Source organism: Bacillus sp. FSL K6-2839, from assembly GCF_038003365.1.
GTDB lineage: Bacteria > Bacillota > Bacilli > Bacillales > Bacillaceae > Bacillus.
In genome coordinates this window covers 18239-41106 of sequence record NZ_JBBOOZ010000002.1, presented here as the reverse complement: position 1 = coordinate 41106, position 22868 = coordinate 18239, and the positions used below count along the sequence as shown (strand labels likewise).

General features: G+C 43.0%; 22 protein-coding genes and 1 tRNA gene. 18 read left to right on the top strand and 5 right to left on the bottom strand.

The genetic code is table 11. The features are described 5' to 3' along the window. Positions 1-7 precede the first annotated feature (7 nt). Positions 8-985 (bottom strand): 2-hydroxyacid dehydrogenase, encoded by a 978-nt coding sequence (locus MHH26_RS14345; RefSeq protein ID WP_307500291.1) that lies wholly within the window; start codon positions 983-985, stop codon positions 8-10. 552 nt (positions 986-1537) lie between these two features. Between MHH26_RS14345 and MHH26_RS14340 the strand changes: the two genes are divergently transcribed. Further along, the gene (locus MHH26_RS14340; protein WP_117731853.1) at positions 1538-2119 is read left to right on the top strand and encodes a beta-class carbonic anhydrase; all 582 of its coding nucleotides are present in this window, start codon (positions 1538-1540) and stop codon (positions 2117-2119) included. Between the two features lie 37 nt (positions 2120-2156). Next, on the top strand, positions 2157-3779 hold the full coding sequence (locus MHH26_RS14335) for a SulP family inorganic anion transporter (protein ID WP_307500290.1): 1623 nt from the start codon (positions 2157-2159) through the stop codon (positions 3777-3779). A gap of 28 nt (positions 3780-3807) precedes the next feature. Here MHH26_RS14335 and MHH26_RS14330 read toward each other — a convergent pair whose 3' ends face one another. Then, positions 3808-4149: a MazG nucleotide pyrophosphohydrolase domain-containing protein gene (locus MHH26_RS14330; protein ID WP_034660068.1), complete on the bottom strand. Its 342-nt coding sequence runs from the start codon at positions 4147-4149 to the stop codon at positions 3808-3810. A 136-nt stretch (positions 4150-4285) separates the two neighbouring features. Between MHH26_RS14330 and MHH26_RS14325 the strand changes: the two genes are divergently transcribed. After that, positions 4286-4864, top strand: a complete 579-nt coding sequence (locus tag MHH26_RS14325; protein ID WP_034660067.1) for an LOG family protein — start codon at positions 4286-4288, stop codon at positions 4862-4864. Between the two features lie 59 nt (positions 4865-4923). On the opposite strand, the gene clpP is transcribed toward MHH26_RS14325, so the two are convergent. Beyond that, complete coding sequence (gene clpP / locus MHH26_RS14320) at positions 4924-5520, bottom strand: ATP-dependent Clp endopeptidase proteolytic subunit ClpP (RefSeq protein WP_034660066.1); 597 nt, start codon at positions 5518-5520, stop codon at positions 4924-4926. Positions 5521-5772: 252 nt separating this feature from the next. Between clpP and MHH26_RS14315 the strand changes: the two genes are divergently transcribed. From MHH26_RS14315 to abc-f, 9 genes are all read left to right on the top strand, one after another. Continuing rightward, a tRNA-Arg gene (locus tag MHH26_RS14315) sits at positions 5773-5848 on the top strand. Positions 5849-6220: 372 nt separating this feature from the next. Further along, entirely contained in the window at positions 6221-7111 is an 891-nt protein-coding gene (locus tag MHH26_RS14310; RefSeq protein ID WP_340974406.1) for an ABC transporter substrate-binding protein, read from the top strand. 168 nt (positions 7112-7279) lie between these two features. After that, entirely contained in the window at positions 7280-8449 is a 1170-nt protein-coding gene (locus MHH26_RS14305) for a macrolide family glycosyltransferase (protein ID WP_340973856.1), read from the top strand. 121 nt (positions 8450-8570) lie between these two features. After that, positions 8571-10202 (top strand): nickel ABC transporter substrate-binding protein, encoded by a 1632-nt coding sequence (gene nikA, locus MHH26_RS14300; protein WP_340973855.1) that lies wholly within the window; start codon positions 8571-8573, stop codon positions 10200-10202. A gap of 15 nt (positions 10203-10217) precedes the next feature. Continuing rightward, complete coding sequence (gene opp1B / locus MHH26_RS14295; RefSeq protein ID WP_340973853.1) at positions 10218-11147, top strand: nickel/cobalt ABC transporter permease; 930 nt, start codon at positions 10218-10220, stop codon at positions 11145-11147. A 5-nt stretch (positions 11148-11152) separates the two neighbouring features. Then, positions 11153-12040 (top strand): nickel/cobalt ABC transporter permease, encoded by an 888-nt coding sequence (gene opp1C, locus MHH26_RS14290; protein ID WP_034660710.1) that lies wholly within the window; start codon positions 11153-11155, stop codon positions 12038-12040. Beyond that, positions 12003-12821, top strand: coding sequence for an ABC transporter ATP-binding protein (locus MHH26_RS14285; protein WP_340973852.1), 819 nt, complete (start codon positions 12003-12005; stop codon positions 12819-12821). The genes opp1C and MHH26_RS14285 overlap by 38 nt, the downstream gene beginning before the upstream one ends. Continuing rightward, positions 12815-13585, top strand: a complete 771-nt coding sequence (locus tag MHH26_RS14280; protein ID WP_106039055.1) for an ABC transporter ATP-binding protein — start codon at positions 12815-12817, stop codon at positions 13583-13585. The genes MHH26_RS14285 and MHH26_RS14280 overlap by 7 nt, the downstream gene beginning before the upstream one ends. 334 nt (positions 13586-13919) lie before the next feature. After that, complete coding sequence (gene abc-f / locus MHH26_RS14275) at positions 13920-15479, top strand: ribosomal protection-like ABC-F family protein (protein WP_223251432.1); 1560 nt, start codon at positions 13920-13922, stop codon at positions 15477-15479. Positions 15480-15494: 15 nt separating this feature from the next. Here the strand turns inward: abc-f and MHH26_RS14270 are convergent, their stop codons facing one another. Then, on the bottom strand, positions 15495-16904 hold the full coding sequence (locus MHH26_RS14270; protein ID WP_060597344.1) for a polysaccharide deacetylase family protein: 1410 nt from the start codon (positions 16902-16904) through the stop codon (positions 15495-15497). A gap of 322 nt (positions 16905-17226) precedes the next feature. Between MHH26_RS14270 and MHH26_RS14265 the strand changes: the two genes are divergently transcribed. The 4 genes from MHH26_RS14265 to MHH26_RS14250 all read left to right on the top strand — a co-directional run bounded on the left by MHH26_RS14265 (position 17227) and on the right by MHH26_RS14250 (position 20540). Further along, on the top strand, positions 17227-18255 hold the full coding sequence (locus MHH26_RS14265) for a FecCD family ABC transporter permease (RefSeq protein WP_181185428.1): 1029 nt from the start codon (positions 17227-17229) through the stop codon (positions 18253-18255). Further along, positions 18252-19253, top strand: coding sequence for a FecCD family ABC transporter permease (locus MHH26_RS14260; RefSeq protein ID WP_060597343.1), 1002 nt, complete (start codon positions 18252-18254; stop codon positions 19251-19253). Before MHH26_RS14265 ends, MHH26_RS14260 begins: the two co-directional genes overlap by 4 nt. 17 nt (positions 19254-19270) lie before the next feature. After that, the gene (locus tag MHH26_RS14255; RefSeq protein WP_060597722.1) at positions 19271-20176 is read left to right on the top strand and encodes an iron-hydroxamate ABC transporter substrate-binding protein; all 906 of its coding nucleotides are present in this window, start codon (positions 19271-19273) and stop codon (positions 20174-20176) included. Between the two features lie 139 nt (positions 20177-20315). Then, a complete protein-coding gene (locus MHH26_RS14250) occupies positions 20316-20540 on the top strand; it encodes a phage holin (protein ID WP_034660052.1) in 225 nt (74 codons plus the stop codon). 88 nt (positions 20541-20628) lie between these two features. Here the strand turns inward: MHH26_RS14250 and slrR are convergent, their stop codons facing one another. Then, the gene (slrR, locus tag MHH26_RS14245) at positions 20629-21099 is read right to left on the bottom strand and encodes an HTH-type transcriptional regulator SlrR (protein ID WP_034660051.1); all 471 of its coding nucleotides are present in this window, start codon (positions 21097-21099) and stop codon (positions 20629-20631) included. A gap of 258 nt (positions 21100-21357) precedes the next feature. Between slrR and MHH26_RS14240 the strand changes: the two genes are divergently transcribed. Further along, a complete protein-coding gene (locus tag MHH26_RS14240) occupies positions 21358-22089 on the top strand; it encodes a YveK family protein (protein WP_034660050.1) in 732 nt (243 codons plus the stop codon). Next, positions 22079-22762, top strand: coding sequence for a CpsD/CapB family tyrosine-protein kinase (locus MHH26_RS14235; RefSeq protein WP_034316653.1), 684 nt, complete (start codon positions 22079-22081; stop codon positions 22760-22762). The genes MHH26_RS14240 and MHH26_RS14235 overlap by 11 nt, the downstream gene beginning before the upstream one ends. Positions 22763-22868: the final 106 nt, after the last annotated feature.

Genomic DNA, 22868 nt, shown 5'->3' with positions numbered 1-22868 from the left:
TTTCCGATTAAGATGAAGCAAGCTCCTTCACAATATCAACAGGGGCTTTGCCATCAATTCCATGAATCACATTATGAATGGCTCGTTTCAGCATAAGATCCCGTGTTGTTTCAGTAGCAGAACCGATGTGAGGAGCAAGGGTGACATTGTTCATTTCTTTGAAAGGATGATTCTCCTGAAGCGGTTCCTGCTCAAACACATCAAGACCTGCGCCTTTGATCCATCCCTCCTGAAGCGCTTGAATGAGGCTTTTTTCATCCACTGTTTTCCCGCGTGAGATGTTTACAAATAAAGCCGTTTGCTTCATTAACTTCAATTCCCGTTCTCCAATCATATGATACGTTTCATTGGTCAGCGGTGTAATCAACACAATGATATCGGCTTGCTTTAGCAGGTCATCAAGTGTGCAATATAAAGCGCCATATGCTGATTCAGCCTTTTCATTCCGGCTGCGGTTATGATACAGGACGTTCATATCAAAACCATGTGCGGCTCGTTTGGCTACTTGCTCTCCGATTCGTCCCATGCCAATAATGCCAAGCGTTTGATGATGGACATCGATGCCAAAGATATCTTCTTCCTGTACAAATTTCGTCCATTTTCCCTCACGGATAAAACGATCAAGCTCGGCAATTCTTCGCGCAGAGGAAAGAATGAGTGAAAATGCAAGGTCAGCAACAGTATGATCGAGTGTATGAGGCGTGTGTGTACCAATTACGCCTCTTTGCCTCATCAATTCTATATCGAAATTGTCATAGCCAACAGAGTTATTGCTCACTACTTTGAGTTTTGGTGCGTGATCTAATAGCTCTTGATCGATTTTCGTTCCAGACGTTAAAAGACCATCAGCATGCTGCAGTTTTTGAAACAAAATACCTTTTGGAATGGGGTCTTTGGATTGCCACACCTCGTATGTACAATGTTCCTTTAGCATTTCCTCAAAAGAGGCAGGTAATGGTTTGGCGACAAAAATGTGTGGTGTCACAGTCTACTCGCTCCTTTCACATGATCATCTTGCTCCTTTTATTATAAAGCAACAATTTCGGCTGAACACGTTTGAAGGTTATCTGCTCAATATTTAATATACTAAAATAACGGAAAAGAGAGACATTTTCTTAGTGAAAAAGTATATTCATATGCCATCTGATCCATTTTTTACATAGATAAGAGTCAGCTAATGGGTGATGTGACATATGAAAAAGCCTGATTTTCTGAGAGATTATCTGACAAACTGGAAAATAGATCGAGATTTTTGATAGAAAAATGATTATATTTGAAACGTATTAAACGGGAAGGTCGTTTTCTACTAAACCATTTCATCGTCTTTTGGCGATCAGAGAACGATAGATTGAAAGGAAGACCGCGTCTCCCTTACGTTGAAGCGGAAAATAAAGAAAATGATGACTTTTTTTCTCATCGTTTTCTCATTTTTTTCTTTTTTTTCTATCATTTTTCTTCTCTATGCTTGAGAACACACGAAAGAAAAGGGGGACAGGCAGGGACTTACGTGACTTATAAAAAGATGGGAGATGGCAAGATGGGATCAAAATTAGAACAGATTCTTCAGCACAATTCAGAGTTCGTACAAGAGAGACATTATGAGCCTTACAAAGCGGGGAAATTTCCCGAAAAGAAACTGGTCATATTAACTTGTATGGATACACGTCTTTTGGAATTATTGCCGCAATCCATGGGGCTGCGCAACGGTGATGCCAAGATCATTAAAAATGCGGGCGCCATTGTAACTCATCCGTTCGGCAGTGTGATGAGGAGTATTCTACTAGCCATCTATGAGCTAAAGGCAGAAGAGGTATGCATTGTAGGACATCATGAATGCGGAATGGCAGGTCTTGCGGCAGATCCTTTACTTGAAAAGGCGAAAGCACGCGGCATTGAAGAGAAATGTTTGAGCATTGTGAAAAACTCAGGAGTTGATTTAAAGGGGTGGCTGACAGGCTTTGATTCGGTTGAAGAGAGCGTGTCCCAAAGTGTGAAATTGGTCAAAGAGCATCCATTGATGCCAAGTGATGTGGCTGTTCATGGACTAGTCATTCATCCAGCAACGGGAAAGCTGGATGTTGTTGTGAAAGATAAACAGATCGATCCACAGTATACCTAAATCATCTACACATACTTGAAGGAGGCCAACACATACCATGCGTTTTTATGGAAGATTTGAAGGATATGATTCATCAAAGTTTAGACGCGATTTAATCGCTGGGCTTGTCGTGGGCGTTGTGGCAATTCCTTTAGGCATGGCTTTTGCCATTGCATCTGGTGTCGGACCAGAATATGGATTATACACAGTCATCGTTGCCGGCATTTTGATTTCATTGTTTGGTGGTTCAAAGTATCAGATCGGCGGGCCGACTGGGGCGTTTGTTCCGATTTTATTTGGTATCGTCAGCCAGTATGGTATCGAAAACTTACTCATAGCCGGTTTTATGGCAGGCTGTATGCTTGTATTATTCGGAATATTCAAACTAGGGAAGCTCATGAAATTTATTCCTCGTCCGGTTATCATCGGCTTTACTGCTGGCATTGCTGTCATTATTTTTTCAGGGCAGATTGCCAACTTCCTCGGATTAAAGGGTGTTGAAAAGCATGAAAGCTTTTTCCTCAATATGAGAGAAATTGTGGTCCATCTCGGTACCGCAAACAGTCTTGCCATCATCACAGCCGTTATTGGGCTCATCGTGATTGTGGCGGCTCAAAAATACATTCCCAAAATACCTGGTGCTCTATTAGGTCTATTGGCTTCAACGTTTCTAGCTGTTCTCTTTTTCCAAGGACAAGTTGAAACGATCGGCTCGGCATATGGGGAAATTCCTCGTCAGCTGCCAAGCTTCGCTTTTCCTGAATTAACGATTGAAAAAATGATATACCTCCTGCCTCCAGCGATTGTCATTGCACTTTTAGGCGGAGTGGAGTCAATCTTGTCAGCTATGGTTGCTGATAATATGAAAGGCTCAAAGCATGACAGCAATAAGGAGCTTGTCGGACAAGGGATCGCCAATATGGCGGCACCGCTGTTCGGAGGAATTCCGGCGACTGGGGCGATTGCCCGTACGGCAACAAACATCAAAAATGGCGGAGCAAGCCCGATTTCTGGTGTGGTACATGGCGTCGTCGTGCTACTCATCTTAATGCTATTTGCGCCATATGCGTCGATGATTCCACTTGCTGCGATGGCACCGATTTTAATGTTTGTGGCTTGGAATATGAGTGAGAAAAAAGAGTTTATCAATATTGTAAAAGTGAAAAATGCGGATTCACTTGTACTTGTTGTGACCTTCCTGCTGACGGTCATCGGTGATTTGATTATTGGCGTCACCGCAGGTCTCATTTTAGCATTTATCACTTTTATCAAAAAAATGAGCCAGACGACCAGCATTCATACTAATGTTGCGGTTCCCCAAATGGAAACGGCAGCTGCTTTAGAAAAACAGACAGACCAGCGAGGCATCAGTATGTACTCCATTGAAGGGCCGCTGTTTTTCGGAACAACAGATTCATTGGAAAATTCGATTTTGGACCATGTTCAGACAAAGCCGAAAACGCTCATTCTGCTCATGAATAAAGTCAATTATATGGACACATCAGCAGAAGCGGTTCTGATGAATATCTCCAATCGTTTAAAGCATCATAATGGAAAGCTGATGATTGTCGGACTTCAATCACAGCCTAAAGAGCTTTTGCGTCGAACGGGTCTTTTTCATCATATTGGAAAGCAGCATTTCTTTGAACGAACAGATGATATCTCGCCACAGCAGTTATAAGGTGGAAAAAAAGCACGTGCCAATGTGGTCACGTGCTTTTCACTTGCTCTATTTCTTCTGAAAAACGCTTTGTGAGTTTCTGTTGATGAGAGGAGAAGACCTCTTCTACTGTGACATCATAGAGATTGGCTAAAATAAGTAGATTCGCTAACACATCACCCATTTCTTCAACGAGTTCTTTCTTCAACTCGGATGATTTTTGTCTTTGCTCATCAGGCCGGTCACGTCCGATCTCTATTGCTCTAACAGCACGAGCGAGTTCTCCCGTTTCTTCCATGAGGAAGCCTAACCGGATAAACGGCCCGTATTTTGTCCAATTTCTCATTTCATAAAAATCCTTGATCCACTTCTCCATCTCCGTTGTTTGCATTTTCTTTATACAGCTCCTTATATGGTGTTTGCCTTTTGATTTTACACTATATATAGATGGATCGGCTGTTTTTTTACAATTAATTATAGTAGAATGAGTGGGAGAAGAAATCATAGAGAGAGATGGAGCTGTTCTGATGAAAACGATTTGTGTGTTTGCTGGTTCGAATCCAGGCGTGAAGGACGTCTACAAACAAAAGGCTGTAGAGCTGGGGACTTATATGGCAGAGCAAGACATCCGTCTTGTATACGGCGGTTCACGAATTGGATTAATGGGTGCCATTGCAGATGAGGTTTTAAGACAAGGCGGGCAAGTGATTGGGGTCATGCCTAAGGGGCTTTTTAGAGGAGAAGTTGTGCATCAAGAGCTGACAGAATTAATCGAGGTAACAGGAATGCATGAACGAAAAGCGAAAATGAGCGAGCTGGCTGATGGATTTATTGCGATGCCCGGCGGCTTTGGTACATATGAAGAATTATTTGAGGTGCTATGCTGGGCACAAATCGGCATCCACCAAAAGCCAATCGGCTTGTATCAAGTGAATGAGTATTTCAATCCGCTCATTGACATGGTGAAGTTTAGTGTACAGGAAGGTTTTTCGAATGAATCACACCTTCAATTGTTACATGCTTCCAGCGAACCGGAGGAATTAATCACGCAGATGGCTTCTTATCAAACACCATCTCTTCAGCAGAAATGGACAGAGTTGTCTTAAAGCGTTTTTGAATCACAAAAAACCGTCTGTTCAAGGAGCAGACGGTTTGTTTTGTCATATTATTTTTGTTCTTCTGAATTACGGGTCAAGACTTTGTCAATAAGTCCGTATTCAAGTGCTTCTTCCGCTGTTTTGAAGTTGTCACGATCTGTATCGCGCTCAATCACTTCAATTGGCTGACCAGTACGTTCAGCAAGTACTTGGTTCAGTTTATCGCGTAAAGAAAGGATTCGTTTTGCCGCAATTTCAATTTCTGTTGCTTGACCTTGGGCACCACCTAGTGGTTGGTGAATCATGACTTCACTGTTTGGAAGGGCATAACGCTTACCTTTTTCACCAGCAGCAAGCAGGAACGCACCCATAGATGCAGCCATACCAATACAAATGGTTGATACCTTTGGTTTAATAAATTGCATCGTATCGTAAATGGCCATACCAGCTGTGATCGAACCGCCAGGGCTGTTAATGTAGATAGAGATATCTTTCTCTGGATCTTCAGCTTCTAAGAAAAGCAGCTGTGACACGATGGAGTTGGCAACATTGTCATCGATCGCAGAACCAAGCATGATAATACGGTCTTTTAAAAGACGAGAATAAATGTCGTAAGCTCTTTCCCCACGATTTGTTTGCTCAATGACTGTAGGTATTAAATTCATAATGTTCCTCCTTCACCTTTTAGGTAAGTATGTAATTCAATGATACATTTTTGGTCAATAAAGGTCAAACAAAACGCTGACCTAAATTCAAATACCCCTATCCATTTTCCCCAAAATCATTCCACTTCAAACCATCATATTAGTCTATGTATCCAAAAGAAGAAAATACATGTTCAGGACTGATGATTAATCATTGCTTTCTTGCAGCATTTCCCTTATAATTTGATATGCTGACGTTCAAAAATATATCGTGCGCTCGTAGCTCAGTTGGATAGAGCGGTGGTTTCCGGTACCACGTCTGCCGGGGGTTCGAATCCCTCCGAGCGCGTACTTGATCTTGTTCACGATCGATAAAGATCCAATGAAACCCTCTCCTTTGAGAGGGTTTTCAGATTGTTGACAAAGGGCTAAAATGATCTTTATTTTAGCCCTTTGTCTTCTTTTCAGCGTGATAGAAAACCTTTGAAGTCTAGGAAGGACGAGCACCGAAGCGGAGCGAATTTAACATTCGTGAGCATCGGCGCACAGGACTGACACCGAATGCGAGGGTTTGTCTACACGCTGAAACCCTCTCCTTTGAGAGGGTTTTTTCGTTTACACATATATATCATTCACTTTTAAAATTTTTCATTTATGACTAGCCATTTATGCTATAATTAATAATCATTCTCAATTAAAGGTGGTTTCACTAGTGAAAAAAATGATTTGGCTGGTCAGTCTGCTGGCATTATTATTAGTGGCATGCGGGCAGAAAGAGAATAAAGAGAAAGCAGCAAGTACACGTACATATACAACTGAAACGGGTGAAAAGATCACCATTCCCGCCAAGCCGAAGCGTGTTGTTGTGTTAACAGCGCAGCTTGGAAATTTTAAAAAGTTAGGTGTGACACCTGTTGGCATGACAGATGTTTACCCAGAATCGTCGTTTTTAGATGAATCAGGTGTGAAGCGTGTACCGATCGAAAATGTGGAGGCGATTGCCAAGCTAAAGCCTGATTTGATCATTGCATATTCCCAAAACGAACAGATTGAAAAGTATAAAAAGATTGCCAAAACGATCACGTTTACGACAAGTGAACACAGCTTCAAAGAGATGCATATTGAAATCGGAAAGATTCTTGGAAAAGAAGCGTTAGCGAAAAAACAAATACAAGAAATGGACGAGCAGCTGAAGAAAGACGGCAAAGAGGTCAAAGCAAAAATTGGTGATGACAAGACGTTCTCCATTATGGACGTGCAGCCAAAGCAAGTTTACTTATTTGGTACAGACTTTGGCCGCGGCGGGGAAGTCATCTATCAAGGCTATGGGTTCAGCTTGCCTGAAAAGGCAGAAAAAGCTCTTCCGAAAGAAGGCTATCTTGGTATTTCATTAGAAGAGATGAACCAGTATACAGGTGACTATTTACTTGTACCCACAAAGGATGGAAAAGCACCGAATCTTGATATCACAAACAGCGGTATATGGAAAAAGAATCGAGCGGTGAAGCAGGGACATGTTCTTTATTATTCAATCAACGAATTTATCTATGCAGATCCGATCTCAATTGAAAAACAGTCTGCTGCGTTTAAACAAATGCTGCTCAAAAAATAATAGAAAAAAGACAAAGCACATAACATGGGGCTTTGTCTTTTTTCTTCTTGTCATCTCTTAAAATACTGGCCATAAGACTCATTTCTTCCCTTTACAGGCGTATTTGTTGAGCCTGCTGGCTGTATATGATTAACATGGAAGAGAATTGACAATGAGGAGGGATTTCTTGTGGCGAAGATTTTATTGATTACATTTCCCGCTGAAGGGCACGTGAACCCTATGTTAGGGATCATCAAAGCATGGGCGGATCGAGGAGATGAAGTACATGCGGTCACAACTGTACATTATGAGCAGCGAATCAAACGCTTAGGAGCTCACGTACATAAACATCCAGACTATATTCGTACATTACATGTGGATGAAGGAAATCTCGATTCCATGCAGCCGTTCTTTCATGCCATGCTGCAAACATCATTTGATATTTTAGAGGTGGTGGAAACACTTTCTCAGCAGCATTCATTTGATTTTGTCTATTTTGATATGTTTGGGGCAGGGGAGCTTGTTCGAGATTACTTACAAATTCCAGGGATCGGCTCAAACCCATCTTTTGTGCTGCAAGAGGCGCATTTTGATACACCGATATACAGAAAGGATGAGAAAGCCGATCATCTGTTAGAAAACATACAAGAGCGTTTTGGCGTTCAGCCAACGCGTTTGATGCAATTCATGAAAAACCGCGGAGAGCTCAATATCGTGTATACAAGTGAATATTTCCAGCCGTCTGTCGATGCAGTGAACGACTCGTTTGATTTCATTGGACCGAGCTTTCTAAAAAGGGCAGATCAGCATGATTTCCCGCTGGAAGCACTTGAGCAAGAAAAAGTCGTCTTTATTTCGATGGGCACCGTACTTGGGGATACAGAAGCATTTTTTAATATGTGTATTGATGCCTTTGTTGACTTTGATGGAAAAGTGGTGCTCGCAACAGGTGAAAAAGTGGATCGGTCTCTCTTGAAAGAGGCGCCTTCTCATTTTCTGATAGAACCTTATGTACCGCAGCTTGAAGTGCTTGAGCTGACAGATGTGTTTGTGACCCATGGCGGAATGAACAGTGTCAATGAAGGCATTCATTATCACGTTCCGTTGGTCGTCATTCCGGTCGACAAAGATCAGCCGATGGTCGCTCAAAGACTGACAGAGCTATCTGCTGCCCGTGCACTTGATAAAGATCAGCTGACAGCAAAGCAGTTAAGAGAAACCGTGGAATCTGTTCTGGGAAGTGACACGTACCGTGCTGGGATTGAAAAAATTGAAGAAAGCTTCCAAACAGCAGGTGGAACAGAAAAAGCATTGCGGGTAATCGATCAATTGTTGCAAACGAAACAGACTCAATCGTGAGTCTGTTTTTTTGATAAAAAAGAGATTGTATTCCCCATTTCTGTATGATATTATTCAATTCGTAATCATTTCGATTAATAATCGTAATGATTACGATAATATAAATTTGGGGGAAGTACATATGAGTGATCAGCCTGTTTACATAAAGAAAAAGCAATCCTATGTAACATACATCTTGATGCTGTTTTCAGTCATGGCATGTTTTTTATTGACATCATGCTCTGATAATAAAGCATCTTCCAGCATGAATGACAGAGAAGAAGATGAGCTGGTGTATGCAAGTACAAAAGATATAAGGGACATCAATCCCCATTTATATGGTGGAGAGATGGCCGCTCAAAATATGGTGTTTGAATCGCTTGTCGTCAATACAGAGAAAGGCGTTCAGCCTGCCTTAGCGAAGAGCTGGGATATTTCAAAAGATGGAAGGACCTACACCTTTCACCTTCGAAAAGGCGTGACTTTTTCAGATGGCGAGCCTTTTAATGCAAAGGCAGTGAAAATGAACATGGACGCTGTCGTCAAAAATATTGAAAAGAACGCTTGGCTTAATCTCGTATCCGAAATCAAATCCACAAAGGCGGTGGATGACGATACATTTGTTCTTACGTTAAAGGAGCCTTATTACCCTACGTTAGAAGAACTGGGCTTAACACGCCCCTTCCGTTTTATTTCTCCAAAAAGCTTCATTGATGGAACGACAGCAAAAGGAGCTCAAAGCTATGCAGGCACAGGTCCTTATGTGCTAAAGGAACATAAAAAAAATCAATATGCCGTTTTTAAAGCGAATGACCACTACTGGGGGAAAAAGCCAAAAATTTCAACAGTAAAGTGGAAAGTCATGCCGGATCACCAAACGATTTTACTTGCCCTGCAAAAAGGAGAGATTGATCTCTTATTTGGAGCAGATGGCGACATGATCGACGGAGACTCATTCCAGGCTTTAAAGGAAGCAGGTCATTACGGTGTGACCGTGAGTCCTCCTGTTGGTTCAAGATCGATCGTCATCAATTCAAACCAGCCAATGACAAAAGATCCGAAAGTCAGAGAAGCGTTTCAATATGCCATTCAAAAAGAGATGATCACAAAAGGCATTTTAAATGGAACGGAACAGGTGGCACATACGCTGCTTGCCCCGTCCGTTCCTTACGCAGATATCCCGCTGAAAAAGAAAACCTATCAAAAAGAGAAAGCAGAGGCATTACTGGATGAGGCAGGCTGGAAGCTGAAAGAAGACGGCTACCGCTATCAAAATGGCAAAAGGCTGAGTGTCGCCATTTACTATAATTCCGATAATGCAGGTGAAAGAACGATAAGTGAATCCATTCAACAAGATTTCAAGCAAGTGGGGATCAAGCTGGATATTAGAGGAGAAGAAAAACAGGCGTTTTTAGATCGCCAAAAAACAGGGAAATTCGATCTGATGTACTCGCTATCGTGGGGACTTCCTTATGATCCACAAACCTATGTTTCTTCGTTCCGCGTAGCATCGCATGCTGATTATCAAGCCCAGTTAGGATTGAAGAAGAAAAAGTGGCTGGACGAGACGATTACGAAAGTATTGGTAGAACCAGATGAGCAAAAGCGGAAACAAATGTATCGAGACATCTTGACGTATATCCATGATGAAAATGTCTACATCCCAATTTCTTATTCTGTGACAAAGGCTGTTTATAATAAGCGCCTGAAAGGCATAGGTTTTCATGTGTCACAGTATGAAATTCCCTTTGACCGTATGTATTTTTCTTCATAAAGCGGAGGCAGAAAGATGACACGCTATCTCTTAAAACGAATATTACTGCTTTTCCCACTCATGATCTTCATCACCTTCTTTGCTTTTGTACTGCTGACGATGCGGGCAAGTGATCCAGCTGAGGTCGCTTTGCGGGTAAATCAAGTCACTCCAACAGAAGACATGATTGAATCGATGCGGCAGGAGCTAGGCTTAGATCAGCCATTTCTTAAACGATATGCCACATGGCTTAAAGATGGATTAAAAGGTGATTTTGGCAGGAGTTATGTTACACAAGAGCCAGTTTTTGATCTCATCATGGAGGCGCTGCCTGCCACATTGCAGCTTGCAGGAGCAGCGCTCTTTTTCATCATTGTATTGAGTTTGTTATTCGGAGTGATCTGTGCATATGCTGCTCATACATGGGTGGACCGAGTACTGAGAGCCTTTGTGTTTATCGCTGCTTCAATGCCTAGTTTTTGGTTAGGGATTTTGTTTATTTGGCTTTTTTCTGTCAAATTCAATTGGGTCAATACGAGTGGAATGGAAGGATTCAAATCAATTCTTCTACCAGCTGTCACACTATCACTTGGGTACTTATCAACCTATGTGAGACTGATCCGCAATCAAATCCTGAAATTTCAGCACGAGCCCTTTGTTTTTTATGCAAGAGCTCGCGGTTTAAAGGAACGGGCTGTTCAACTGAAAGTGATGAGACATGCACTTCAATTAGCTGTGACAGCACTTGGCATGTCTATCCCAAAACTCATTGCTGGCACAGTTATTATTGAAAATCTTTTTGCTTGGCCAGGGGTTGGCCGGTTGTGTGTAACAGCTATTTTCCATGCCGATTTCCCTATGATTCAAGCCTATTTATTTGTGATGGGGTTCCTTTTTGTTGTGTGTAACCTCATGGCTGATGTTGTGCAAATGACCATGAATCCGCAGTTGCGAAAGGAGGTCTGAGAATGATGATAGGATGGCATCAATTAAGAAAAGACCGTATGGCGGTTGTTTCTATCTGGCTGTTAGCACTTGTCGCTTTAGCAGGACTGTTTGCACCAGTGTTAGCACCACATGATCCAACAGAAACGAACATTCTTCAAAAATATGCCGGCATCAGCCTGACTTATCCGCTCGGAACGGATCAGCTTGGGAGATGCGTATTGTCACGGCTTTTATATGGCATTCGGACTACGATGCTTGCGGCCATGCTGACGATGTGTATCACGATGCTCATTGGCAGCACACTTGGACTCATGGCGGGCTTCTTCCGAGGAAAAGTGGATGGCGTGTTGATGAGACTGTGTGATGTTATGCTCTCTTTCCCAGCAGAAGTGATGATTCTAGCTGTTGTGGGGATACTGGGGCCTGGATTATTCAATATTATTTTGGCGAATGTCCTAGCGAAATGGGCCTGGTATACAAGAATGATTCGTTCGTCCGTTCTGCAGTATGCGAATGAACCATCTGTTCAGTATGTAAAAGTGTCTGGCGGCTCCCCATTTTACATACTGAGGAAGCATTTATTTCCTCGCATTTCAGGAGAAATTGCTGTCTTTGCGACACTTGATGCGGGCTGGGTCATCTTAAATATATCTGCTCTGTCTTTTCTTGGGTTAGGCGTGAGCGCACCTACACCGGAATGGGGGATGATGCTCAACGAAGCGAAGAATGTCATGGTGACACATCCAGCCCATATGCTTGCGCCTGGACTTGCCATCTTATTTGTGGTCATGGCGCTGAACTTTTTAGGAGACAGCCTTCAGCAGGCCACGACCCCTGCCATGCATCACAACAATCAAAAGGGAGGGAGACCATTTGCCTTTCATCGACGTAAAAAATCTGTCCGTACATGATCCAGTGCAGCAAAAGGATTTAGTGGCGAACATAACGTTCTCCCTACAGCAACAACGTTGTTTAGCTGTTATTGGAGAAAGTGGAAGCGGAAAATCAACCGTCGCAAAAGCGTTAATTGGCTTGATTCCTTCTTCGCTAGAAGTGGAGGGAGCGATCATGTTTGACGGCGAAACATTGACAACTCAGACAGCTGAGCAGTGGCGAGGCAAACGAATTGGCTTCATCTCACAAGATGCGATGAATGCGTTCAATCCCATCGAAACCATTGGTCATCAAATGATGGAAACGTTCCAGCGTCATTTGGGCTTACAAGGAAAAGAAGGGAAAGCACATGCCATCGCAGGACTTGAGCGTGTTCATTTAAAAAATCCAAATGAATTGTTGAAGCAATATCCTTATGAATTATCTGGCGGTATGCTTCAGCGAGTGATGATTGCGATCACGATGATGCTTTCTCCTGATGTGATCATTGCCGATGAGCCAACGGCGTCGCTTGATGCATATAATCGGCGTGAAGTCATCAGGCAATTACAGAGGCTGAAAGAAGAAATAGGCGCGGCCTTGATCATCATTTCGCATGATTTAGGCGTCGTTCAGGCGATCGCTGACGAGGTGTTGGTGGTGCATCAAGGCGAGATGCTTGAGCATCGCCCAGCTGATAAGGTATTCACATCGTCTGAGCATCCCCAAACGAAGCATTTACTTGAGACGAGGCGCCGATTATCTGCGCCTCTTGAAGCACTGCGGCAGCAGCAGAGAGTGAGGGCATTTCCATGTTGATTACAGCTGATAGCCTCATCAAACATGGAGAGAAGAAAGGTTTCTTCTCTCGACAAATGCAGTCAAAACCACGCATATCAAACGTCTCGTTTGAAATCGAAAAAGGACAATGTGCCGGGTTAGTCGGTGAGAGCGGCAGCGGCAAAAGTACATTGGCAAGAATTCTGCTCGGTTTAGAAAAAATAGATGGCGGCAAGGTACAGATTGATGGAAAGCCAGCTGACACATGGCGAAAGATGAACCGAGGAAAAATGAGTGTTGTCTTTCAGGATTATCGATCTTCTGTTCACCCCTCCTTTACGGTGAAAGAAATCGTTGCTGAGCCTATGCGATTGTTAAAGCAGGAAAAAAATGTGGATCAGAAGGTTTTATCGTTGCTTGAACAAGTCAGACTACCCTCTTCTTTGCTGTATCAATATGCACATCAGCTAAGCGGCGGTCAGCTCCAGCGAGTGTGCATCGCACGAGCCATATCAACGCATCCAGCCATTCTCATACTAGACGAAGTTCTGAGCTCACTGGATGTCTCTGTTCAGGTGCAAATATTGGAGCTGCTCGAGACATTAAAACAAGAGCTAGACATGACCATCCTTATGATTACTCATGATATAGAAGCGGCGGTGTATCTATGTGATCGTCTCCTTTTTTTACATGAAGGAAGCATAGTGGAAGAATGCAAAAAGGATGAACTGCTTGATGCGGTCCATCCATTTACGCTGAAATTAATGGACTCACTTATGCCATTTCAGCTTGACAAAAAATAACCAATCTTTTATCGTATACGTAACAAACGACGGAAGGGTGACCCAATGCAATGAAGTACTAATCCTATGACCTGTAAGCAAAATGAAAAAACGAAGGCAGTGAGCAAACGATTGGTTTGCCATGTTTGCTGCGTTTTCATTTTTTAGCTTCGGAATAGGATGGTACAGCTTGGGAATCAAAGAATGAGGTGATTGATACGGGGGATGTGTGTGTTCAGATAGGAACGCGGCACGTCATCCTGGATTGATCTGCTTATTTTTGTACACCATTTTGCCTCCTATTCTGAGAATGGGAGGCTTTTTCATGTCTCCTGATACGAAAGGAGAGGGTTGGATGTTAGTAAAAGCCAATCAGTTAAAGATTTTTCGAAAAGATCGATTGTTATTTGATATTGAGGAGCTTGCCATCCATCAAGATGACCGCATCGGCCTTGTGGGGACAAATGGCAGCGGGAAAACGACTTTATTGCATGTGCTGGCTGGGCAAGAGAAACCAGACAGTGGCACGTTTGCTGCCACAACGACCTGCACACTGCTTCCTCAGCTGAAACAAGCAGATGGCACACAGAGCGGTGGTGAGATGACCCAGACTTATATTGAAAGCGCGTTAAACCGTCCTTCTGCCCTTTTATTAGCAGATGAACCGACGACTCATTTAGATACAGAGCACATTGAGTGGCTGGAAGAGAAGCTGCATCATTATCAAGGGGCCCTCATTGTCGTTTCACATGATCGTGCTTTTTTAGATGCGGTATGTACGGAGATTTGGGAGCTGGATCATGGACGGCTTAATCAATACAAAGGCAACTACTCGCAATTTGCACAGCAAAAAGAGCTGGCGCATCGTCAGCAGGTGGAAGCGTACGAAGCTTATACACAAAAGAAAAAACAGTTAGAGCATGCGCTTGAAAAGAAAAAGAAAAAAGCCGACAAAGCAACAAAGCCATCCCAAAAGCTGAAATCCTCAGGGCCAAAAATTGCAAAGCCCTACTATGCAAATAAGCAAAAAAAGCTGCAAAAAACAGCCAAATCCATTGAGACAAGGATGGAGAAATTAGAAAAGGTTGAGAAAGTAAAAGACATTCAGCCCATTCAAATGACTCAGCATACAATGAAGGAAGTAGCGAGCCGTACTATTTTGCGAGTGAAAAATGTAGATGGCAAGGCGGGCGATCAATTGCTTTGGAAGCAGGCAAATGTGGAAGTGAGAGGCGGGGACAAAGTCGCCATTATCGGCAAGAATGGGAGCGGGAAAACGACATTTCTCCGAATGCTGGTGAATGGGCATCCCGGAGTGTCTCGCTCAGAAGCTGTCAAGCTCGGCTATTTTCGTCAGGATCTTTCAGGATTGAAGGTAGATGAATCGATTTTACAAAATGCGCTGAAAGAGGCTGTTCAAGATGAGACAGTGGTACGAACGGTTTTAGCGAGACTGGGATTTCGAGGGGATGATGTGCATAAACCTGTTAGGGTGTTAAGCGGGGGAGAACGGGTGAAGACCATGCTTGCGTCCTTGCTTGTCAGTGATGCCAATGTCCTCATGCTGGATGAACCGACAAACTTTCTAGATCTGTCGGCAGTTGAAGCGCTTGAAGGTCTATTGAAGGATTACCCAGGTACCGTTGTGTTTGTTTCCCACGATCGCAGACTGATTGAGGAGGTGGCCACTCGCATTTTCCATGTTCATGAAAAGCGTATTGAAGCATTTGACGGCACATATGAAGCGTATAAACAAAAGGACGACAAACCAGCTGTTACACAAAGAGAAGAGGAGCTTCTTTTAATTGATATGCAGCTGTCTGAAGTGCTCAGCCGTTTAAGTATTGAGCCGTCTCAGGAGCTGGAAGAGACATTTCAAGCATTATTGAAACAAAAGAAGTCTTTGGAGTCATAAAGAAAACCCCTGTGTTTACTGCACAGGGGCTTGTTCATGCCGTTCTTTTGTTAATTGTTCAAGTTCACTTACTGTGACCAGCTGATAGCCTTGTTTGGTGAGCTCATGGATGATCTTCACTGCTGCTTGAGCTGAGCTGTCATAAATATCGTGCATTAACACTGTTCTGCCATCTGCTGCATGTGAGAGAACATGGTTTGTGATCTGCTGACTGTTGCGAATTTTCCAATCCTCTGGATCAACATCCCATAAAGAGACCTTCATCCCAACCGCTTGATTGATGTCTTGATTTGTTCCACCATATGGCGGTCTAAAGTGCGTAGGTGTATACCCGCTCGCTTTCTCAATCAACTGCTGGGTGTCCTTCACTTGTTTCACCGCCTCCTTTAAAGGCAGTCTTGTTAATAAAGGATGACTGTAAGAATGGTTTCCGATTTCATTCCCGCCTTTTAGAATATCTGCAAGCATACTAGGATAATACTGCACCCTGCTGCCTAATACGAAAAAGGTCGCATGTCCTTTATTTGCCTTTAATGCATCTAAAATTTTTGATGTTGTCGCTGGGTTCGGACCATCATCAAATGTGAGGGCGATGGCTTTTTTATTTGGGTCAAGCTTTGATTTTTGCGGCAGCTTGACGGCTTTTCTTTTCGGATTTGGTTCTTTCATTTCATTTTGGTTATTGGTTTTATTCATATATTCTGGCTTTAATATATCTTTCAGCAGCGTCTTTTTAATCGCGAGTGTTTGCGGACCAAGATCCTTGTCGGCTACTTGAGATGCTGGGAAATAAAATTCTACATATTTCTCTTTCAAGGCAAATTGACTGAAGTTTTGAGCAGTAGGGGCTGTTCCTTTCTGAAGGAGAGTCTGATCCTTAGATAAGGTTTTGTCCTTTTGAAGCTCTGAATATGTAATGTAGGATAATTTCTTCAAAAAGTTGGTTTTAGGCAGAAATAAATCTTTTGTGTCAAGAAAGGTTTTTTTCTGAAAATCATAGTTGATCGTGAGATGATTGGTGGTCCCATTTTGCTGACCTGTATAGGTATAAGTCGTAAAGCGAATAGCAGCAGACTGCTTCGCATAATGCACCATATCATAATCAATATTCAGTTCAAAGCGTTTGTTTTCATCGATGTCCTTGGCTTCACTAAACGTCTTTTTGAAATGCTCTAATGCTGAATTGGCGTAGCTTTGAATCTTGTCATCTAGCTGTTTTTGATGAAAAAGAGGATAGTTGACTGCATATCTCATAAATTTCCCGTCATTTACGAGAGTAACGATTTCGACATTTTTATAGTTCGTATCCTGCTTTACATTTTTCTTCTCTGTACCGCTTGCTTGTTGATTTTGAAAGAAAGCAACGACTCCAATGATGATCGCAAGTGCAAATAGGCTGATACTCCATTTTCCCTTTAATGACACAACGTTCAAATCTCCTCTCATGACGGGCCATTCTTTATCAGTTTGACATCTGTTTGTAATATTTTTATAACATTTGACTTACTTTTGTAATTTTAGAGGATGTTCAGGCGGAATGTCAACTATTTTCCTATTAAACTATGAGAAAAAATGATAGGCCATTCCAAACGAGCAAAAGACACCTCATTTTACTGCCACGCACATACCTTCATTAATTAAAAAATAGGGTGTACATTGATTTTTCAGAGGCAGACGGCTATAATTTTGATGATTATGATTCTCATTTTCAAACTGACTTTTAATGAAGAAAAGGATGACACCGATTTTGCAGGATAAGCGAACACCTCAACAAAAACGATCATCACATATTCTGTTCTTTTTGATATTTTTTCTCGCCGTCATTGGTTTGGCGGCTGCCATGTTTTTGGCTGTGTCATATGGTGCCAAAACATTGTCTCTGCAAACGGTTTGGACAGCTGTATTTGACTATCAGTCAGATGTCACAGAGCAGCAGATCATCCATGAATTAAGACTTCCTCGTGTTTTAGGAGCAGCTCTTGTTGGAGCGGCATTTGCCGTAGCAGGTGCGCTCATGCAGGGCATCACAAGAAACCCGCTGGCAGATGCGGGGATTCTGGGCATTAATGGCGGTGCGATGTTTGTGGTCGCTCTCTGTTTTGCCTTTTTCCCAGAAATGCCTTATTCGGCACTTATGTTTTTTTCCTTTATTGGTGCAGTGCTTAGTACGCTGCTGATCTTTGCGATTGGGGCGGCTGGTGGAGTTTTGACACCGCTGCGCTTAACTGTAGCAGGAGCCGTTGTGGCTGCATTGCTTCATGCGCTTAGCTCTGGGATCGCGATTTATTTTGACTTGAGTCAGGACCTTGCGTTTTGGTATGCAGGCGGTGTGGCTGGTGTGAAATGGCCGCAGCTGACGATTCTTGCCCCAGTCATTCTGATAGTGATCGTATGGGCGATGCTATTAGGGCGTTCACTGTCGCTGCTGTCGCTCGGTGAAGATGTAGCGGCAAATTTAGGGGTGAAAACACGACAAGTGCGAATACTAGGAATGGCAGCTGCCGTATTATTAGCAGGGGTTTCTGTATCAGCAGTCGGATCGATTGGGTTTGTCGGTCTTGTCATCCCGCATATCGCAAGAAAGCTGGTTGGTGTAAACTATCGTTTTGTCATTCCGATGTCGGCGATATTAGGCTCGGTGCTGCTAGTCTTTGCTGACCTTGCCAGCCGCACCGTTAATCCGCCCCGAGAGCTTGCCATTGGCGTGATGGTGGCACTTGTCGGTGTTCCTTTCTTCTTATATATTGCCAGAAAAGAAGGGAGGAACCTGTCATGAGAGAGAAACAGCGGGCTCTTGTCGTGACAGTCGTTTTGCTTTGTTTGACTGCGGCTGTTGTGCTGTATAGCTTAAATACCGGCACGCTGAAACTAAGTCCTCTTGTGGTCGTCAAAACGTTATTCGGCTTTGGGGATTTTCAAAGTGAAACGGTGCTGTTTGACTATCGTCTGCCTCGAATCGTGGTGACGATGCTGGCGGGAATTGGTCTTGGCATTGCGGGCGGCATTTTGCAGAGCTTATCTCGTAACCCGCTGGCCGATCCAGGAATTATTGGACTGAATGCAGGAGCAGCATTTGGCTTAATCGTGTTTGTGACGTATTTCCATGCACTAGAAGGCAATCCATCTCTTCTTATTCCGCTCTTTACATTTGGCGGAGGGCTTCTTGCGGCAGCGGTCATCGTGCTTCTGGCGTATAACCGGCAGGAAGGGCTTGTTCCCATCCGGCTGATCCTAGTAGGAATTGCGGTTGCGGCGGGATTCAGTGCTTTGACGTTATATTTGTCATTGAAGCTGGATGAAGATACTTACACATTTGCTTCAAGATGGCTTGTCGGCAATGTCTGGGGGAGAGACTGGATTCATGTGTTAGCGCTTCTGCCTTGGATTGTATGCCTTGTGCCGCTTACGCTGATGCAGTCAAACACGCTCAATGCATTGACATTAGGAGATGCTGTCGCCTCAAGTGTAGGTGTACGTGTCCAGCGTCAGCGTCTCCTTTTGCTGACCTTAGCTGTTGGTTTGGCGAGTGCAAGTGTTTCGATGACAGGCGGTATTGGTTTTATTGGACTTGTCGCCCCGCATTTGGCAAGGCGGCTTGTCGGCTCACTCCATCAGTATTTTTTACCGGTTAGTGCGCTGCTTGGCTTGTTGATTTTGGTCAGTGCCGATACAATAGGACGTTCCATCTTTGCCCCAAATGCCATACCAGCGGGTGTGGTTGTGGCTTTTATTGGCGCACCTTATTTTCTCTATTTATTAACAAAAACGAAATAAACGTGAAAGAGGAACTCATCATGAAAAAATTACTTGTGCTTGGTTTAACGCTCTGTTTCATTATGCTTGCCGCTTGTGGTCAACAGGAAACAAAGAATACAACAACTCAAAATGATCATGGAACACCGAAAATTGCTTCCTTGTCTATCCATTTAACCAATGACTTATTAGCACTCGGTATCAAGCCGGCAGGCTCTGTTGTAGGAGGGGACTTAAAAGATTTCCTTCCACATGCGAAAAAGCAGCTGAGTGGTACGAAGAAGCTGGGCATCGCAGCCGATCCCGATATGGAGTCACTGCTTGCATTACAACCAGATGTCATTTATGTCGATGAAGAACTAGCTGGACAAGACTTATCGAAATATAAGAAAATCGCCAAAACGGAAGTGTTTAATTTAAATGACGGCACTTGGCGTGATCATTTGAAAAAAATCGGCAAGCTCGTCAATAAAGAAAAAGAAGCCGATCAATATATTCAGGATTACAATCAAGAAGCAAAAGAAGTCAAATCGCTCATCAAACAAAAGATTGGAAACGGGAAAGTAATGGCGATCCGTGTGACGGCAAAGGAGCTTCGAGTATTTAGCATGAAGCGCCCAATGGGTCCTATTTTATACGAGGATTTAGGTCTGACACCTGTCGATGGTGTGAAGAAACTGGACAGCAAGCGGCCATTTGAAGTGATTTCTCAAGAGGTTCTTCCTGACTATGATGCAGATGCTATCTTTGTCGTCGTGAATCGTGATGATAAAGCGCAGCAGGCATTCAAGCAATTAGAAAAGACTCCGATTTGGAAGGGTCTAAAAGCCGTGAAGAAAAATCAAGTCTATCCGATTGCCGATCAGCCATGGCTCGATTACTCAGCACTAGGCAATAAAATGGCATTGGATGAAGCAAAAGAGATGTTTTCTACATCAAAATAAAATGAAATCAGGCATCATTCCTTATATGGGAATGATGTCTCTTTTTTTGATCCGGTCTTCTATTCATTCGGTTTTTGCATACATATGAGAGAGAACGAGCAGTACCGCCCGTGAAGGGGAAGAAAGGGAGGGGATACAGTTGAAGGTTCAAAAAATTAGTGCAGGTACAATCGCAAGGCTTGTGCTGCTTTTGCTCGCGCTTGTCAACAGTGCTCTAACCGCTGCGGGAAAAAGCCCAATTCCTATTGATGAAGAAGGTATTCAGCAATTTATCACGTTAGCCTTTCTTGGGATTACATCACTATGGGCCTATTGGAAAAACAATGATATAACGAAAAAAGCACGAACAAAAAAAGAAGAATAAGAGAAAAAAGAGCCTTTTCATGATAAAAGGCTCTTTTTCAGCGAAGCGTCAAACGCCTCTCCCCGCAATTTGACTCTTCCTGAAAGGCTTACGCCCGTCGTTCTCCCATGTTGGCGAGGAATGCTTTTACTTCCTCAATGCTTAAGCCGATAGCTTTCGCCTCACTCATCAGACGCTTCCACTCTGATATATTCGAATCCGTCAGCTTTCTATGAGTGACATGTAACGTCTTTTCTTCCTGCTCCTTTCGGTACGTTTGGAGCAGCTGATAGAGTTCTTCTTTCGGCATGCCGGATTGGACGGCATTGACGATATGCTCCCGCCATTCGTGTTCACCACCCTCAGAGTAATGAAACATCATCGTCTCTGCATCAAACAGCTCTTGTAAATCAATTTCTAGTGAAGAGGATACCTTTTTTAAAAACTGGACAGATGGATTTCTGTGGACACCACGCTCAATTTTACTCAAATACGACTTAGAGACATGGGCATCTTCAGCCAGCTGCTGAATGGAGTATCCTTTCCTCTTTCGGTAAATGCGTATCACCTTTCCTATCATTCTTATCAATGATCTCCCTTCTCCCTGGCGAATCGTACTGCGACCTTTTCGTTCATTATAAGAAATAAATTGTTCTTTATAAAATTCAAAAACGTAAGAAACAGGAAGTAAACAAAAGAAAACGAACGATTTCGTTCTTTAAAAAGAACTATAAGACCTATTATGACATTTTTCTTTGCGGGTATTATCTTTTATAATCCAATCATTAACAAAAAGAAACCATATATAACCTTTTTATGATGAAATCGGGAGGTATCTATGAATGAGAATATAGGTTTTAAGCAGCTGTTTTCTGTCATTAAAGAGAAAATGGCCCTTCTGATCCTGATTGTCCTGATCGTAACGGGCACTTCAGCCTACTATCAGTTCTATGTCTCGACTCCTGTATATCAGGCAACCACTCAAATTCTTGTTCATAAACGCAGCAATGACGCACAAGCAAACTTAAACGATATTCAGATGAACCTTCAATATACACGTACCTTTCAAGTTTTATTAAAAAGTCCGATCGTCATTGAAAAAGTAAAAGAAACACTCAACCTCACAGAATCAGCTGAAGGATTAAAACACAAAATTGCCACAAGTACAGAAAATGAGTCTGAGGTCATCAATATTTCTGTACAAGATGAGGATCGCGCAAAGGCAGTCGCCATTGCGAATACCGCAACAGAGGTGCTGCAAGAAGAAATCAAAAAAACCATGAATATGGATCGCATTAATGTTTTGTCTGAAGCCAAGCTGTCCAATACGATTCTCATGAATTCAAGAAAATTCGTTCATATCGTTCTGGCACTAGGTGCCTCTTTATTAGGGGGGATGACACTCATTTTCTTAATGAATTTACTCGATGATACTGTAAAACGAACACATCAAATAAGAGAAGAGATCGGATTGCCGTCGCTCGGAAGTGTCTATCAGATGCAGGCAGACAGGAGGGCAAAAAAAGACAAGCAGTCCGTCATAACGGGAGGACAGAACATTGATCTTTAAGAGGAAGAAAAGAGAAAAGAGAGATTTATCCTGTATTTCTGTATTAAATCCTCACTCTGTCATTGCAGAACAATTCCGTACAATCCGAACTAACATCGAATTCACATCAATCCAAACAAGGCTGAAATCCATATTGGTGACATCCTCCTTGCCGAAGGAAGGGAAATCATTTACGGCTGCAAACCTAGCAGCTGTTTTTGCACAGCAGAAAAAGCGGGTGCTGCTGATGGATGCTGATTTGCGAAAGCCGGCTGTTCATGAATATTTTGACCTGAGTCATCACACGGGTTTGACCAATGTACTATTAAATAATTGCAGCTTGGAGGAAGCTATTTTGCCTACACCCATTGAGCATTTAGAGCTGCTTCCGAGCGGAACCATTCCGCCGAATCCAGCTGAGCTGCTCTCCTCTTCTGTCATGAAGCAGCTGTTTTATGAAATTGAACAGCAATATGACATGGTGATTGTTGATTCTGCGCCGCTTCTGCCAGTGGCCGATGCAAAGATCCTGGCGAACCGGACCGATGGGAGCATTCTTGTTGTCTTAAGCGGCAAAACAAAGATAGCGGCTGTGAAGAAATCAAAAGAAGTGTTAGAAGGAACAACAGGTAAACTGCTTGGGGCTATGCTAAATGGCAAGAAAGAGAAAAAGGGAAGGCTGTATATGTATTAACAAGATTGATAGGTGATGTCTCCTAATCTTTAACAATGGAGGCACTCGATCCTGCTGTGGGCATGACAAATGCCTTAGATGCTCGTCATCAATAGTGGGGTGTGAG